The organism is Nonomuraea wenchangensis (assembly GCF_900111685.1).
Taxonomy (GTDB): domain Bacteria; phylum Actinomycetota; class Actinomycetes; order Streptosporangiales; family Streptosporangiaceae; genus Nonomuraea; species Nonomuraea wenchangensis.
The window spans coordinates 664,491-677,940 of the sequence record NZ_FOHX01000002.1 but is presented as its reverse complement, the minus strand read 5'-3'; the positions used below and the strand labels follow the sequence as shown (position 1 = coordinate 677,940).

General features: G+C 72.3%; 16 protein-coding genes and 2 tRNA genes. 12 read left to right on the top strand and 6 right to left on the bottom strand.

Features of this window, described 5'->3' with window-relative positions; translation table 11 throughout:
- The first annotated feature begins 75 nt into the window (after nucleotides 1–75).
- The 4 genes from BMW85_RS07280 to BMW85_RS07265 all read left to right on the top strand — a co-directional run bounded on the left by BMW85_RS07280 (nucleotide 76) and on the right by BMW85_RS07265 (nucleotide 2,324).
- Nucleotides 76–1,428, top strand: a complete 1,353-nt coding sequence (locus BMW85_RS07280) for a sensor histidine kinase (RefSeq protein ID WP_091078427.1) — start codon at nucleotides 76–78, stop codon at nucleotides 1,426–1,428.
- Nucleotides 1,425–2,045: a response regulator gene (locus BMW85_RS07275; RefSeq protein ID WP_091078425.1), complete on the top strand. Its 621-nt coding sequence runs from the start codon at nucleotides 1,425–1,427 to the stop codon at nucleotides 2,043–2,045. The genes BMW85_RS07280 and BMW85_RS07275 overlap by 4 nt, the downstream gene beginning before the upstream one ends.
- A gap of 111 nt (nucleotides 2,046–2,156) precedes the next feature.
- Nucleotides 2,157–2,229: transfer RNA gene (locus tag BMW85_RS07270), tRNA-Glu, on the top strand.
- A gap of 22 nt (nucleotides 2,230–2,251) precedes the next feature.
- Nucleotides 2,252–2,324 (top strand) — tRNA-Glu (locus BMW85_RS07265).
- Nucleotides 2,325–2,438: 114 nt separating this feature from the next.
- Here the strand turns inward: BMW85_RS07265 and BMW85_RS07260 are convergent.
- Together BMW85_RS07260 and BMW85_RS07255 are read right to left on the bottom strand one after the other, a co-directional pair.
- Nucleotides 2,439–4,166, bottom strand: a complete 1,728-nt coding sequence (locus tag BMW85_RS07260) for a hypothetical protein (RefSeq protein ID WP_091078423.1) — start codon at nucleotides 4,164–4,166, stop codon at nucleotides 2,439–2,441.
- Between the two features lie 58 nt (nucleotides 4,167–4,224).
- Nucleotides 4,225–4,941, bottom strand: a complete 717-nt coding sequence (locus tag BMW85_RS07255) for an IclR family transcriptional regulator (protein WP_020543978.1) — start codon at nucleotides 4,939–4,941, stop codon at nucleotides 4,225–4,227.
- 142 nt (nucleotides 4,942–5,083) lie between these two features.
- On the opposite strand from BMW85_RS07255, the gene leuC reads away from it, so the two are divergent.
- From leuC to BMW85_RS07235, 4 genes are all read left to right on the top strand, one after another.
- Entirely contained in the window at nucleotides 5,084–6,469 is a 1,386-nt protein-coding gene (gene leuC, locus BMW85_RS07250) for a 3-isopropylmalate dehydratase large subunit (protein WP_091078421.1), read from the top strand.
- Between the two features lie 13 nt (nucleotides 6,470–6,482).
- Nucleotides 6,483–7,070 carry a 3-isopropylmalate dehydratase small subunit gene (gene leuD, locus BMW85_RS07245; protein WP_091078418.1) on the top strand — a complete coding sequence of 196 codons (588 nt, stop codon included), beginning with the start codon at nucleotides 6,483–6,485 and terminating at the stop codon, nucleotides 7,068–7,070.
- Entirely contained in the window at nucleotides 7,049–7,288 is a 240-nt protein-coding gene (locus BMW85_RS07240; RefSeq protein WP_091078416.1) for an SCO5555 family protein, read from the top strand. Before leuD ends, BMW85_RS07240 begins: the two co-directional genes overlap by 22 nt.
- A 99-nt stretch (nucleotides 7,289–7,387) precedes the next feature.
- Nucleotides 7,388–7,687 (top strand): HU family DNA-binding protein, encoded by a 300-nt coding sequence (locus tag BMW85_RS07235; RefSeq protein ID WP_020543974.1) that lies wholly within the window; start codon nucleotides 7,388–7,390, stop codon nucleotides 7,685–7,687.
- Between the two features lie 76 nt (nucleotides 7,688–7,763).
- Here BMW85_RS07235 and BMW85_RS07230 read toward each other — a convergent pair whose 3' ends face one another.
- Nucleotides 7,764–7,964: a hypothetical protein gene (locus BMW85_RS07230; protein WP_091078414.1), complete on the bottom strand. Its 201-nt coding sequence runs from the start codon at nucleotides 7,962–7,964 to the stop codon at nucleotides 7,764–7,766.
- Nucleotides 7,965–8,004: 40 nt separating this feature from the next.
- Nucleotides 8,005–8,646: a 2-phospho-L-lactate guanylyltransferase gene (gene cofC, locus BMW85_RS07225; protein ID WP_091078411.1), complete on the bottom strand. Its 642-nt coding sequence runs from the start codon at nucleotides 8,644–8,646 to the stop codon at nucleotides 8,005–8,007.
- A 74-nt stretch (nucleotides 8,647–8,720) separates the two neighbouring features.
- Here cofC and BMW85_RS07220 point away from each other — a divergent pair, with 74 nt between their 5' ends.
- The 3 genes from BMW85_RS07220 to BMW85_RS07210 all read left to right on the top strand — a co-directional run bounded on the left by BMW85_RS07220 (nucleotide 8,721) and on the right by BMW85_RS07210 (nucleotide 11,608).
- Nucleotides 8,721–9,431, top strand: coding sequence for a lysophospholipid acyltransferase family protein (locus tag BMW85_RS07220; protein WP_091078408.1), 711 nt, complete (start codon nucleotides 8,721–8,723; stop codon nucleotides 9,429–9,431).
- Nucleotides 9,432–9,435: 4 nt separating this feature from the next.
- Nucleotides 9,436–10,446: an NAD(P)H-dependent glycerol-3-phosphate dehydrogenase gene (locus tag BMW85_RS07215; RefSeq protein ID WP_091078405.1), complete on the top strand. Its 1,011-nt coding sequence runs from the start codon at nucleotides 9,436–9,438 to the stop codon at nucleotides 10,444–10,446.
- Nucleotides 10,447–10,510: 64 nt separating this feature from the next.
- On the top strand, nucleotides 10,511–11,608 hold the full coding sequence (locus tag BMW85_RS07210) for a D-alanine--D-alanine ligase family protein (protein WP_091078403.1): 1,098 nt from the start codon (nucleotides 10,511–10,513) through the stop codon (nucleotides 11,606–11,608).
- Nucleotides 11,609–11,611: 3 nt separating this feature from the next.
- Here BMW85_RS07210 and BMW85_RS07205 read toward each other — a convergent pair whose 3' ends face one another.
- Both BMW85_RS07205 and BMW85_RS07200 read right to left on the bottom strand, forming a co-directional pair.
- Nucleotides 11,612–12,034 carry a DUF3515 domain-containing protein gene (locus tag BMW85_RS07205; RefSeq protein WP_091078401.1) on the bottom strand — a complete coding sequence of 141 codons (423 nt, stop codon included), beginning with the start codon at nucleotides 12,032–12,034 and terminating at the stop codon, nucleotides 11,612–11,614.
- A gap of 28 nt (nucleotides 12,035–12,062) precedes the next feature.
- The gene (locus tag BMW85_RS07200) at nucleotides 12,063–12,296 is read right to left on the bottom strand and encodes an Lrp/AsnC family transcriptional regulator (protein WP_020543967.1); all 234 of its coding nucleotides are present in this window, start codon (nucleotides 12,294–12,296) and stop codon (nucleotides 12,063–12,065) included.
- Nucleotides 12,297–12,343: 47 nt separating this feature from the next.
- On the opposite strand from BMW85_RS07200, the gene BMW85_RS07195 reads away from it, so the two are divergent.
- Nucleotides 12,344–13,312 carry a thiamine-phosphate kinase gene (locus BMW85_RS07195; RefSeq protein ID WP_091078398.1) on the top strand — a complete coding sequence of 323 codons (969 nt, stop codon included), beginning with the start codon at nucleotides 12,344–12,346 and terminating at the stop codon, nucleotides 13,310–13,312.
- The last annotated feature ends 138 nt before the right edge of the window (nucleotides 13,313–13,450 follow it).

The following is a 13,450-nucleotide window of genomic DNA, read 5'->3' as shown; positions in this document are numbered from 1 at the left end:
ATCGCCCGGCGGGCTCCGCGATCGGTGGAGGCCGCGTATCCACCGATCGGTTGATGTCGTGCCAGGCTGGAGGGCATGAGCCGGCTTGACGGGCGCGAACGGTGGGTCTTCCTGGGGCTCGCGTACGCGCTGCTCGCGATCTCCGCGACCGCCGCCGCCCTCACGGGCACGAGCGAGGGCGACCCGGGGGCTCCTTCGTGGGCGCCGTCATGGTCGCTGCCGTGGTCGCCCTCGTGGCCGTCCTGGTGGCCGTCCTGGTGGCCGGCGTCGTGGTCGCTCTCGGGGCCGTCCGCCGGCGCGGTGTGGCCGGTGCTCGCCGTGGCCGCCGCCGGGTGGGTCGCGCCGCTCGCCTGGCTGCACCAGCGCCGCGACCGGCGTCCCGTGCTCGTCGTCGGCCACTACCTCGTCCTCGTGGCCCTCGCCGGGACGCTGACGGCCGCGCACGCCGCGTTCGCGGTGTTCGCCGCGATCGGCTATCCGCTCGCCCTCGCGCTGCTGCCGTCCCGGCTGGTGATGGCCGGGGTGACGGTCACCGCCGTCGTCGTCGTGGCCGCCCAGGCGGCCCCCGGCGACCGCGCCGCGCTGCTCACCGTGATCGCCGGCGTCGCCCTGCCCCTGGCCGTCGCCGGCTGGTACGTCGCCGCCGAGCACGACAAACGCCGCCGCCTCGTCGAACGCCTGCGCGCCGCCATGGACGAGAACGCCTCCCTGCACGCCAGGCTGCTCGACCAGGCCAGGCACGCGGGCGTACGCGACGAGCGGCACCGGGTGGCCGGCGAGCTGCACGACACCCTGACCCAGGACCTCGTCGCGCTGATCCGCCAGCTCGACGCCGCCGCCGTCACGACGGGCGAGGAGTCCGGCCGCCACCTCGGCCAGGCCACCGCCCTGGCCCGGCAGGGGCTGGCCGAGGCCCGCCGGTCGGTGAGCGCGCTGCGTCCCGGCCCGCTGGAGCGGTCGAGCCTGCCGGAGGCGCTGGAGCGCATGGCCGCGTCCTGGTCGCGGATGTCGGGGGTGCCGCTGGCCTGCGAGATCACCGGAACGCCTGTCGCGCTGTCCGCCGACCTGGAGGCCACCCTGTTCCGCGTCGCCCAGGAGGCCCTGGCGAACGTCGTCAAGCACGCGGAAGCCACCAGGGCGGCTCTGACTCTGTCGTACACGGACGATCTCGTGCTCCTGGACATCCGGGATGACGGAGCCGGTTTCGATCCGCAGGCGGCCACTGACGGCTTCGGGCTCGACGGCATGCGGCAGCGGGTCCGGGCCGCCGGCGGCACCCTGGAGATCGAGTCGCAGCCGGGCGCGGGCACCGCGCTCGCCGCCGCCGTCCCCGCCCTGACCGTCGCCCGCCCCGTCCCGCCCCCATCCACCGCAGTTCACCCCTGCCCGGCCGATGAGACGATGGCGGGCGGAGGGGAGGACTCATGACGCCACCCGTGCGGGTGCTGGTCGCCGACGACCACCCCATCGTGCGCGACGGCCTGCGCGCGGCCCTCGGCCCCGGCTCCGGCCTGGAGCTGGCGGGCGAGGCGGCCGACGGGGAGCAGGCCGTGCGCCTGGCCGCCGAGCTGCGTCCCGACGTCGTGCTGATGGACCTGCGCATGCCCGGCCTGGACGGCGTCGCCGCCATCCGGCGCATCGCCGGCACCGGCCCGCGGGTGCTGGTGCTGACCACGTTCGACACCGACGTGCTGCCCGCGCTGGAGGCGGGCGCCCACGGCTACCTGCTCAAGGACGCCCCGCCCGGCGAGCTGGTACGCGCGGTGCTGGCCGTGCACCGGGGCGAGACCGTGCTCGCGCCCGCCGTCGCCGGCCGGCTGGCCGAGCAGGTACGCAGACCGTCCAGAGGCACCCTGAGCAGGCGCGAGCTGGAGGTGCTGCGGCTGGTGGCCGGGGGAGCGACCAACAAGGAGGCGGCGGCAGCGCTGTTCATCAGCGAGGCCAGCGTCAAGACGCACCTGCTGCACGTGTACGCCAAGCTCGACGTCCGCGACCGGGCCGCCGCGGTGAGCGAGGGCTACCGGCGTGGCCTGCTCACCACCTGACCCTCGGAAGGGGCGTCCGGAGCGCTGTTAAGCGGTTTGGTTGTGGTCTGCGGGGTGCGGTAGAGTTACCTGCGTCGCCGGGGAGATCCGGCGACGAAAGCTTGTGGACAGGGTCCCGTCGTCTAGTGGCCCAGGACGCCGCCCTCTCAAGGCGGTAGCGCCGGTTCGAATCCGGTCGGGACTCCGACTTGTCACAAGCTCGCGAAGGTCCCGTCGTCTAGTGGCCCAGGACGCCGCCCTCTCAAGGCGGTAGCGCCGGTTCGAATCCGGTCGGGACTACGTCTGCTTCATCAACGCTCCGGCGCCTCTGGCCCGGAGCGTTTTCGCGTTCACGCAGCCCGTACCGCGAAGAAAGCCCCCGCCGCGGAACGGCGGGGGCTTTCGACGGTGACGTCACACCGAGCGGGCCTTGAACAGCGCCCGCCGGGCCGCCTTGGCGATCTGCTTGTCCGGGTGCACCTGGGAGATGAGGTCCAGCAGCTCCTCCACGTGCGCGTGCGGGATCTTCCAGATCACCTCCAGCAGCTCGGTGACCATCTCGGGGCCGATGTCCTGCAGGCTGCTCACGAACTCGGAACGGCCGAGCCCGGCCGAGATCGTCCACATGTCGAGGATGAGCCAGTGGGTGTCGTCCTGCGTCGGCTCGGGAGCGCCCTCCACCTTGAGCTGGCTGAGGTGCGTGGCCGCGTAGGGCCGCAGCGACGGCTGCTTGAGCGCCGCCTGCCAGGCCGGGAGCGCGGCCTCGCCCAGCGTGCCGACGACGCTGGCCGCCTGCACCCGGATGAGCGCGTCGCTCTCGTCCTCGGCCGCGGCCTCCAGCAGCTCCTCGGCGGCCTTGCCCGGCTCGCGCAGCCGCATCCAGGCGGCGAACTCGGCGTCGGCCTCCTCCTCGGGCAGCTCGGCGCTGAGTGCCAGCAGCTCGTGGGCGCTCATCGACTCGATGGCGGGCCGGGCGTCCACCTCGATGTCGGCGTCGTCCACCAGGTGGACGACGCCCTCGGTGCCGAGCGGCGTGAGCTTGAGCGTGCGCCCCTCGACCTCGACCATGCCGTAGCCGGCCAGCCAGTCGACGGCGGGCGTGAGCGGGTCGCCGGCGGCCTCCCAGGCGTCGGCGCCGAGCTCCTCGTCCAGCTCGGCGGCGGCCTCGGACAGCTCGCGCGCCAGCTCGTCGAGGTCGCGCGAGCCGCCGGCCAGCAGCAGCCGCACCAGCACGCCGCGGGTCAGACCGGCCAGCGCCATGGTCAGGTCGTCGTCGGGCAGCTCGGGGTCGCCGTAGTCGACCGAGTGGAGCCCGAGCATCCAGGCGTCGAGGACGTCCTCGTCGTCGTCGAACGGCCACTCGGCCGTGTCGTCCTGGACCGCGACCGTGTTGCCCTCGCCCGGCTCCAGGAACTCGAGGTCCACGGCGAGGTTCCAGATGTTCCACAGCTGCGGCACGACCTCGGCGATCGGGCCCTCGGCCTCGGGCCGGGGCAGCCCGACGGCGGCCAGCGCCTCCTCCACCTCGGCGTCGCTGAGCAGGGTGTCCTCGCCCACCTGGCGGCCGGAGCCGACCCAGAGGGCCAGGTCGCGGGCCTTGGCGATGAGCGGGGCCTGCCGGGCGGCCGCGGCCAGCTCGGAGTCGGGCCGCAGCCGGATGGTGTCGAGGTCGGCGAGCTCGTCGGCGAACGGCTCGAAGTCGCCGAGGTCGCCGGTCTCCTCCTCGCCGTCGGCCCCGTCGCCGTCCGCGTCGTCACCGTCCTCGACGAGCTCGTCCATGAGCTCGACGAACTCGTCCTCGACGTCGTCGAGCTCGGCCTGCAGATCGGCGAGGGAGTCGGAGCGCTCGGTCAGCCTGCCGGTCTGCGAGAGGAACGTGAGGTAGGCGTCCACGGCCGGGAGCATCCCGTCGGCGGCGGCGTCGGGATCCTCCACCACCTCAGGCATGCGGTCGAGCAGCAGGTTGCGCAGGTCGGCGCGCTTCCAGGTGCCGGGGTCCGGCGAGAAGGCGAGACGGTGCCACAGGGCGGCGGGTCCCACGAGCTCGGGGTCGCTGTCGGGCGCGTTGACGCGCGCCCACATGATGAACTCTTCGAGCAGGGGTCGCAGCTCAGTGGCGGCTACCTCGATGCGATCTGTCACGCACTCAGGCTAGTGCGCTCCCGACGTTGACGGCTCCCGAAATACATCCTTTTGCTGATCATGACGTGCGCCGCATGGCCTCGGTGATCCGCTCGGCGGCGGCCATGACCGGCACCGCGTGCAGCCGGCCGGGCGCCCGGGTGAGCCGTTCGATGGGGCCGGAGACCGACACCGCCGCGATCACCTTGCCGCCGCTGCCCCTGATGGGGGCGGAGACGCTCGCCACGCCCTGCTCGCGCTCGCCGACGCTGTGGGCCCAGCCGCGCCGCCGTACGGAGGCCAGGGTCGCCGCGGTGAACTTGGCGCCGCGCAGGCCGCGGTGCAGCCGGTCGGGCTCCTCCCAGGCGAGCAGTATCTGGGCCGCCGAGCCGGCCGTCATGGGCAGCGCCGAGCCCACCGGGACGGTGTCGCGCAGGCCGCTGGCGCGCTCGGCCGCGGCCACGCAGACCCGCTCATCGCCCTGGCGGCGGTAAAGTTGCGCACTCTCCCCGGTCAGGTCCCTGAGCTGCATGAGCACGGGTGAGGCCACGGCGAGCAGCCGGTCCTCGCCGGCGGCGGTGGACAACTCCGACAGCCGCGGTCCCAGCACGAAACGGCCCTGTGTGTCCCGGCTGACGATGCGGTGGTGCTCCAGTGCGACGGCCAGACGGTGGGCCGTGGGCCGGGCCAGGCCGGTGGCCTGGACGAGCTGCGCCAGGGAAGCGGGGCCCGCTTCTAGGGCATTGAGTACAAGAACGGCCTTGTCGAGTACTCCGACTCCGCTAGAGTTGTCCATGTACCGATACTGCAGTCTCGACATATGAGAAGGCAAGTCGGAGGCAAACTCCCGCAAAGATGCGCCGGGACCCGGGCGGCGGACGGGGGCGGGCCTCGAGCGGGCGATGCGACGGAGCATCGCGAAGACACAGGAGGAGATCATGGGCCGCACACTGGCCGAGAAGGTCTGGGAGCAGCACGTCGTCAGGCGTGCCGAGGGCGAACCTGACCTGCTCTACATCGACCTGCACCTCATCCACGAGGTGACCAGCCCGCAGGCGTTCGACGGGCTCCGCCTCGCCGGCCGCAAGGTGCGCCGCCCCGACCTCACCATCGCCACCGAGGACCACAACGTGCCGACGGTGCTCGGCCCGATCTCCGACCCCGTGTCCAAGACGCAGGTCGAGACGCTGCGCAAGAACGCCGCCGAGTTCGGCGTCCGGCTGCACCCGATGGGCGACGCCGGGCAGGGCGTGGTGCACATCATCGGCCCGCAGTTCGGCCTGACCCAGCCGGGCATGACGATCGTCTGCGGCGACTCGCACACCTCCACGCACGGCGCGTTCGGCGGCATCGCCTTCGGCATCGGCACCTCCGAGGTCGAGCACGTGCTCGCCACCCAGACGCTGCCCGCCTACCGGCCCAAGACGATGGCCGTCGAGGTCAACGGCGAGCTGCCGGCCGGCGTCACCGCCAAGGACCTGATCCTGGCCATCATCGCCAAGATCGGCACCGGCGGCGGCCAGGGCCACATCATCGAGTACCGCGGCGAGGCCGTGCGCAAGCTCTCCATGGAGGGCCGCATGACCGTCTGCAACATGTCGATCGAGGCCGGCGCGCGGGCGGGCATGATCGCCCCCGACGAGACCACGTTCGCCTACCTCAAGGGCCGCCCGCACGCGCCCGAGGGCGAGGCGTGGGACCAGGCCGTCGCCTACTGGAAGTCGCTGCGCACCGACGACGACGCCGTCTTCGACCAGGTCGTGGAGATCGACGCGACGACGCTGACCCCGTACGTCACGTGGGGCACCAACCCCGGCCAGGGCCTGCCGCTGGGCGAGACCGTCCCCAGCCCCGAGTCCTTCGCCGACCCGGTCGCGCGGGCCGCCGCCGAGCGGGCGCTTGAGTACATGGGCCTGTCCGCCGGCACGCCGCTGCGCGAGATCGAGGTCGACACCGTCTTCGTCGGCTCGTGCACCAACGGCCGCATCGAGGACCTGCGCTCGGCCGCCGAGATCCTCAAGGGCCGCCAGGTCAAGACCCGCACGCTCATCGTGCCCGGCTCGATGATGGTCAAGCTCCAGGCCGAGCAGGAGGGCCTGCACGAGGTGTTCAAGGCCGCCGGCGCCGAGTGGCGCGAGGCCGGCTGCTCGATGTGCCTCGGCATGAACCCCGACACGCTCCAGCCGGGCGAGCGCAGCGCCTCGACCTCCAACCGCAACTTCGAGGGCCGCCAGGGCAAGGGCGGCCGCACCCACCTGGTGTCGCCGCAGGTCGCCGCCGCGACCGCGGTCACCGGCCGCCTGACCGCCCCCGCCGACCTGTAAGGAGTCACGACCGATGGAAGCCTTCACCACCCACACCGGTACGGCGGTGCCGCTGCGCCGCAGCAACGTCGACACCGACCAGATCATCCCGGCCGTCTGGCTCAAGCAGGTCAGCCGCACCGGCTTCGAGAAGGGCCTGTTCGCCGCCTGGCGCGAGGACCCCACGTTCGTGCTCAACGACCCCGCCTACGAGGGCGGCTCGATCCTCGTCTCCGGCCCCGACTTCGGCACCGGCTCCTCCCGCGAGCACGCGGTGTGGGCCCTGCAGCAGTACGGGTTCCGCGCCGTGATCGCCGCCCGCTTCGGCGACATCTTCCGCAACAACTCCACCAAGATGGGCCTGCTGCCGGTCGTCCTGCCCGGCGACAAGGTCGAGGCCCTGCAGGCCGCCGTCGAGGCGGACCCCAAGCTGGAGATCACCGTTGACCTGGGCGAACGCCAGGTCCGCTGGGCGGACGAGGTCGTCGCGTTCGAGATCGACGACTACACCCGCTGGCGGCTGATGGAGGGCCTGGACGACATCGGACTGACCCTGCGTCACGCCGAGGACATCGCGACGTACGAGAATGGTCGGCAGCCATGGCTGCCGACGACCGTCTAGAGGACGACGAACTGGCGCGGCGGTTGCGCGAGGCGCACCGCCGCGTCCGCCTGCTGCCCGCCTCCGATCCCGCCGTGGACAAGGCGCGGCTGGCCCGCCGCTATCTCGCGATCTGCGATCTCGCCAAGCGCGACCCCGAGCGGGCGGCGGCCCGTCTGGAGGCGTTCCTGTCCGCGCTCGACACGCCACGTAATGACGAAAATACCGTCGGTGATTGAGTTCCCCCGCGATCCCGCCTACTTTCGACTCGCGTAAGGGGTTTCTACGTCGAACTCGTGTGCTGGAACCCTGACCATAACTGGGGGAGCAGGACTTTCATGAACAAGCGAGAACTCGTCGAGGCCATTTCGGACCGGGTGGGCGACAAGAGGACGGCCACCGAGGCCGTGAACGCGGTCATCGACACCATCCAGAAGGCCGTGGCGAGCGGCGACAAGGTCTCGATCACGGGCTTCGGCGCGTTCGAGATGGTGAACAAGCCGGCGCGCACGGCCAGGAACCCGTCGACGGGTGCCGAGATCAACGTCGCGGAGAGCTGGGCTCCCAAGTTCCGCCCCGGTTCGGAGTTCAAGGACCTCGTGAACGAGGGCGGCAAGAAGAGCGGCAAGAAGAAGTAGCCGCGGCCGATCGTCAGCGGACCGTCACGCCCGGGCTCCTCGCCCGGGCGTCGCGCGTTGCGGGGGAGGACGGGCGTTAGGGCAGCGGGAACGTGGACAGCGTGACGTAGGTGATCCGCCCCCCGGTCAGCGCCAGGTTGACCCGCTGGCCGGTGCGCAGCAGCCGCAGCGGGCCCGCGTCGAAGGCGGGGGCGTCGAACTCCAGCACGGTCCCGTCGTCCAGGAAGACCGTGCCGGACCTGGTGGCCTCGTCGAAGCTGCGTACGGTGCCCTGCACGCCACCAGCGTAATCCGTCCGCCAGGGGCGCGGCGAGCGGTCAGGTCCCGGAGCCCGGCCACAGCTCGGCGACCAGCGCCGCCGTGTGCGGCCCCAGCCCCAGCGCGATCGCCGCCGCCAGGTCGGCCGGGGTGTCCACGTCGCGCCGGACCGAGTCGATGCCCGGCACGCACAGCTCCTTCGCGCCGCCCGCCAGGTGCCTGGCCCGCGACTCCCCGCCGAAGCGCGGCGTGAACGGCGTCCCCGGCCGTACCCCGTAGAACGTGGTGCCGACGTCGAGCGCGTCGGGCACGAACGCCTGGTCGAACTCGGCCGCCGCCTCCAGCGCCGTCGCCAGCTCGGCCGGCCGCAGCGCCGGCAGGTCGGCCTGCAGCGCCCCCACCGCCTCGCCCGGCGCGACCGCCACGGCGTGCGCGGCGCCCGTGCGCAGGGCGGTGTTCAGCCCGCGGTCGGGGTCGGGCACCACCTCGGCGCCCAGCGTCGCGAGCGGACCCGCCGCCGCGGGATCGGCGGTCACCACGATCACCCGTGCCACCGCCGGGCAGGACAACGCCGCCGACACGGTGTCGCTCGCCACCGCCACGGCGAACCTCGTGCGGTGCGGTCCCGTCGCGTCGGCCAGCCGGGTCTTCGCGGCGACCAGCGTCTTGACCGGAATGACCAGGGACCACCGGAAGCTCATACCCTTAAGCATCGCGCCTCGACATCCTCGGCGGGCAACCGGGAGACTTGGGGCGCATACCCGAGGAGGAGTCCATGAGCCGCCGCACGCGACCGTCGCGTTTCTGGGAGACCCTGGCAGTCGTCGTCGTGAAACCACTCTCGCGGTTCCTGGTCAAGCGGGACTGGCGGCACGGCGAGCGCCTCCCGCGCACCGGCGGCATCATCATCGTGGCCAACCACCTCTCCTGGACGGACCCCGTCCTGCTCGGGCACTTCCTCTTCAACAACGGGCGCTGGCCGGTCGTCCTCGCCAAGTCCGCGCTGTTCCGCGTCCCCCTGCTCCGCCAGGCCCTGATCGGGCTGCTGGCCATCCCCGTCGAACGCGGCAGCGCCGAGGCCGCGCGCTCGCTGCGGATCTCCTCAGAACGGCTCCAGGACGGCTGCGCGATCCTGTTCTATCCCGAGGGCACCTGCACCCGTGACCCCGCCCTCTGGCCGATGGTGGGCAAGACGGGCGCGGCCCGGCTGGCGCTGGAGAGCGGCGCCCAGGTCATCCCGATCGCCCACTGGGGGGCGCACGAGCTGCTGCCGTACGGCGAGAAGAAGCCGCGGATCTTCCCCCGCAAGACCTTCCACGTGTCGGTGGGCCCGCCGGTCGACCTGTCCAAATACGCGGACAGGCCGCCGCACGGCGACGTCCTGCGCGAGGCCACGGCCGACATCATGGCGGCGATCACCGAGCAGCTCGCCGAGCTGCGCGGCGAGAAGGCCCCCAAGGCCCCCTACGACCCCGCCGGGCGGTGACCGCATGACGAGAGTCGCCGTGTTCGGCCCTGGCTCGTGGGGCACCACGTTCGCGATGATCCTCGCGGAGGCGGGCAACGAGGTCACGCTGTGGGGGCGCAGGCCCGAGCAGATGGAGGCCATCGAGCGCACCCACGAGAACACCGACTACCTCCCCGGCATCCCCCTGCCGCCCACGCTGCGCGCCACCACCGACCCCGAGCGGGCCCTGGACGGCGCCGACTTCGTGGTGCTGTGCGTGCCGTCGCAGACCCTGCGGCCCAACCTGGCCGCCTGGCGCGAGCACATCCCGCGCGGGGCGGTGCTGGTCAGCCTCATGAAGGGCATCGAGCTCGGCACCACCAAGCGGATGAGCGAGGTGATCCGCGAGGTGGCCGAGGTGCCGGAGGAGCGGGTGGCCGTCGTCTCCGGCCCCAACCTGGCCAAGGAGATCGCCCAGCGCCAGCCCGCCGCCACCGTCGTGGCCTGCGCCGACGAGTCCGTCGCCGAGCGGCTGCAGGCGATCTGCCACCTGCCGCCGTGGTTCCGCCCCTACACCAACCCCGACGTCGTCGGCGTCGAGCTGGGGGGCGCGGTCAAGAACGTCATCGCGCTCGCCGTCGGCGTCTCGGCCGGCATGGGCATGGGCGACAACGTCAGCGCCATGCTCATCACCCGCGGACTGGCCGAGATGCAGCGGCTCGGCGCGGCCCTGGGCGCCGACCCGCACACCTTCGCCGGGCTCGCCGGCATGGGCGACCTCGTCGCCACCTGCAACTCGCCGCTGTCGCGCAACCGCACCTTCGGCGAGAACCTCGGGCGCGGCATGACCCTCGCCGAGGTGGTCGCCGCCACCAGGCAGACCGCCGAGGGCGTCAAGTCCTGCGAGTCGGTGCTGGCGCTCGCCCGCAAGCACGACGTCGAGATGCCGATCACCGAGGTCGTGGTCGGGGTGGTGCACGACGGCGTGTCGCCGGCCGAGGCCGGCATGCTGCTCATGTCGCGCTCGCCCAAACCCGAGCGGTACGGCGTGTGACCGGGCACGCCGTGCACCGGGGCTGACTCGCTGTTCAGGGGACACCCCGGTAGATTCGGACACCATGAGCAAGCCACGCGTCGCCGTCGTTTTCGGAGGTCGCAATTCCGAGCACGCCGTGTCCCTGATGGGCGCGGGCAGCGTGCTCGACGCGATCGACAGGAGCAAGTACGAGGTGATCCCGATCGGGATCGCCCAGGACGGCAGGTGGGTGCTGGCCGCGTCCGACCAGCGGTTCGCCATCGAGGAGGGCGAGCTGCCGGTCGTCGACACCTCGGGGGCGGCGCTCGCGCTGCCCTCCGGCGACAACTCCCTCGTGGCCTACGACCCCGGCGCCATCCCCGTCGAGCTCGGGACGGTCGACGTGGTGTTCCCCGTGATGCACGGGCCGTTCGCCGAGGACGGCACCATCCAGGGCCTCCTGGAGATGGCCGGGGTGCGCTACGTCGGCTCCGGCGTGCTGGCCAGCGCCGTCGGCATGGACAAGGCGTACATGAAGACCGTACTCGCCGCCGCCGGGCTGCCCACCGGCAGGTTCGTCGCCGTACGCGACCGTGACTGGCGGCTCAACCGCGAGCTGGTGCTCAAGGAGGCCGAGGAGCAGCTCGGCTACCCGGTCTTCGTCAAGCCCGCGCGGGCCGGCTCCTCCCAGGGCATCTCCAAGGCCGGCGACCGGGCCCAGCTCGAACAGGCCGTGGAGTTCGCCCGGCAGCACGACCCCAAGGTGCTCATCGAGGCCGCCATCGAGGGCCGCGAGATCGAGTGCGCGGTGCTGGAGTCGCCCGGCGACGAGCCGGCCGCCGCGTCCGTGCCCGGCGAGGTCAAGGTCGAGGGCGGGCAGGAGTTCTTCGACTTCGAGGCCAAGTACTACCCCGACCAGATGTCGCTCACCGTGCCCGCCGACATCCCCGACGAGACGGCCGAGGAGCTGCGGGCCCTCGCGGTGCGGGCGTTCGAGGCGCTCGACTGCGAAGGGCTCTCGCGGGTCGACTTCTTCTACACGCCCGATGGCCGGCTGATACTCAACGAGATCAACACCATGCCGGGCTTCACCTCGCTGTCGGTGGCGCCGCAGCTCTGGGCCGCCACCGAGGTGCCGTACGCGGAGCTGGTGGACCGGCTCATCCAGCTCGCGCTCAACCGGCCGGCCGGGCTGCGATGAGCGTCATCCCGCCATCCGGCCCACCGGGCCCGACAGCTCGGCGAGCACGTCGCCGGGCGAGTGACCGCCGCCGATCGTGACCTCGACGTACGCGGCGTCCGTCACGGCGGTGTACAACGCGGGCCGGTCGGGGTCGGCGAACCAGCCGACGCCGTTGATCTCCTGGAGCTGGTCCGTCGGCGCCATCCGCGCCGGCCTGGGCACGCCGCAGCGCAGCGCGATCGCGCCGTCCCCCCAGACGGCGACGTACGGCGAGCTCGGCTCGGACGTGCCACGCTCGGCACCGTCGAGCGAGGCGGGCAGCAGCGTGGCCAGCCTGTCGCAGGCGGCGACCGCCGGGCCCGCGGGCACCGGCGGCTCCACCTGGACGGTGCCGCCGCAACCGGCGAGCGCTAGGAGAACGAGCAGGACGGTGGCGGCACGCATGCGACGACTACCTTCGGAACTGGACGGCTCAGATGTGGACGATCGGACACGTCAGCGTACGCGTGATGCCCTCCACCGCCTGAATCTGGGCCACCACCAGCTTGCCCAGCTCGTCCACGTTGCGGGCCTCCGCGCGGACGATCACATCGTAGGGACCGGTCACGTCCTCCGCCTGCGTGACACCGGGGATCCCGGAGATCTCCGCGGCCACTGCGGCGGCCTTGCCGACCTCGGTCTGAATAAGGATGTAGGCCTGCACCATCACGTCCTCCCGGGCGATTGGATCACGCCGAAGGGCCACCGTACCCTGTGTGCGTCAGGAGGTGCGTCATCACAGTCGGGGATCTCGGCGAATTCGGCGTGGTAAATCGTATTACCGGCCGTCTGCCCCAAGGAGCGGCGGTAATGCTGGGGCCTGGGGACGACGCGGCGCTCGTCGCCGCCCCCGACGGGCGGGTGGTGGTCTCCACCGATCTGCTGCTGGAGGGCAGGCACTTCCGGCGCGACTGGTCCAGCCCGTACGACGTGGGACGCAAGGCCGCCGCCCAGAACCTCGCCGACGTCGCCGCCATGGGCGCCGTCCCCACCGCGCTGGTGATCGGCCTCGGCATCCCCGCCGACCTGCCCGTGACCTGGCTGGACGGGCTGACCGACGGTTTCCGCGACGAGTGCGCGGTCGTCGGCGCGAGCGTGGCGGGAGGCGACGTGACCCGGTGCGACCTGGTGGTCCTCGGGGTCACCGCGCTGGGCGACCTGGGCGGGCGGGCCGCCGTCCGGCGGGACGGCGCCCGGCCGGGGCAGGTCGTGGCGGTGGCGGGGCGGCTCGGGCACGCGGCGGCCGGGCTCGCGCTGCTCGACGCCGGTGTGCCGGCCCGTACCGACGCGCTGGAACGGGCGGTCGCGGCGCACCGGCGGCCCTGCCCGCCTTACCAGGAGGGGCCGCGCGCCGCCGAGCTGGGCGCGAGCGCGATGCTGGACGTCAGCGACGGGCTGCTGCAGGACCTCGGTCACGTCGCCGCGGCGAGCGGGGTGCGGATCGAGCTGGATCCGCAGGCGTTCGCGGTGGGCGAGCCGGTGCTGGCGGCGGCCAAGGAACTGGCGGCCGATCCGCTCGAATGGGTGCTCACGGGTGGCGAGGATCACGCGCTCGCGGCGGTTTTTCCCGCAGGGGTGCGGTTGCCGGCGACGTGGCAGGTCGTGGGGCGGGTGGTCGAGGGTGAGGGGATTCTCGTGTACGGGCGAGAAATGGGCCGTGGCGGCTGGGATCACTTTCGGTAATGATCTGTCCCGATTTTTGGGATATTTACCCGTTTTGGGGTACGACTAGTGGGATTGCTGTGACAACGACGTAGCAAAGGTGTTATGAAGATTGGCGGCCAACTGTAACCGGCAGAAAGGGCAGCCATGGGCCGCCAC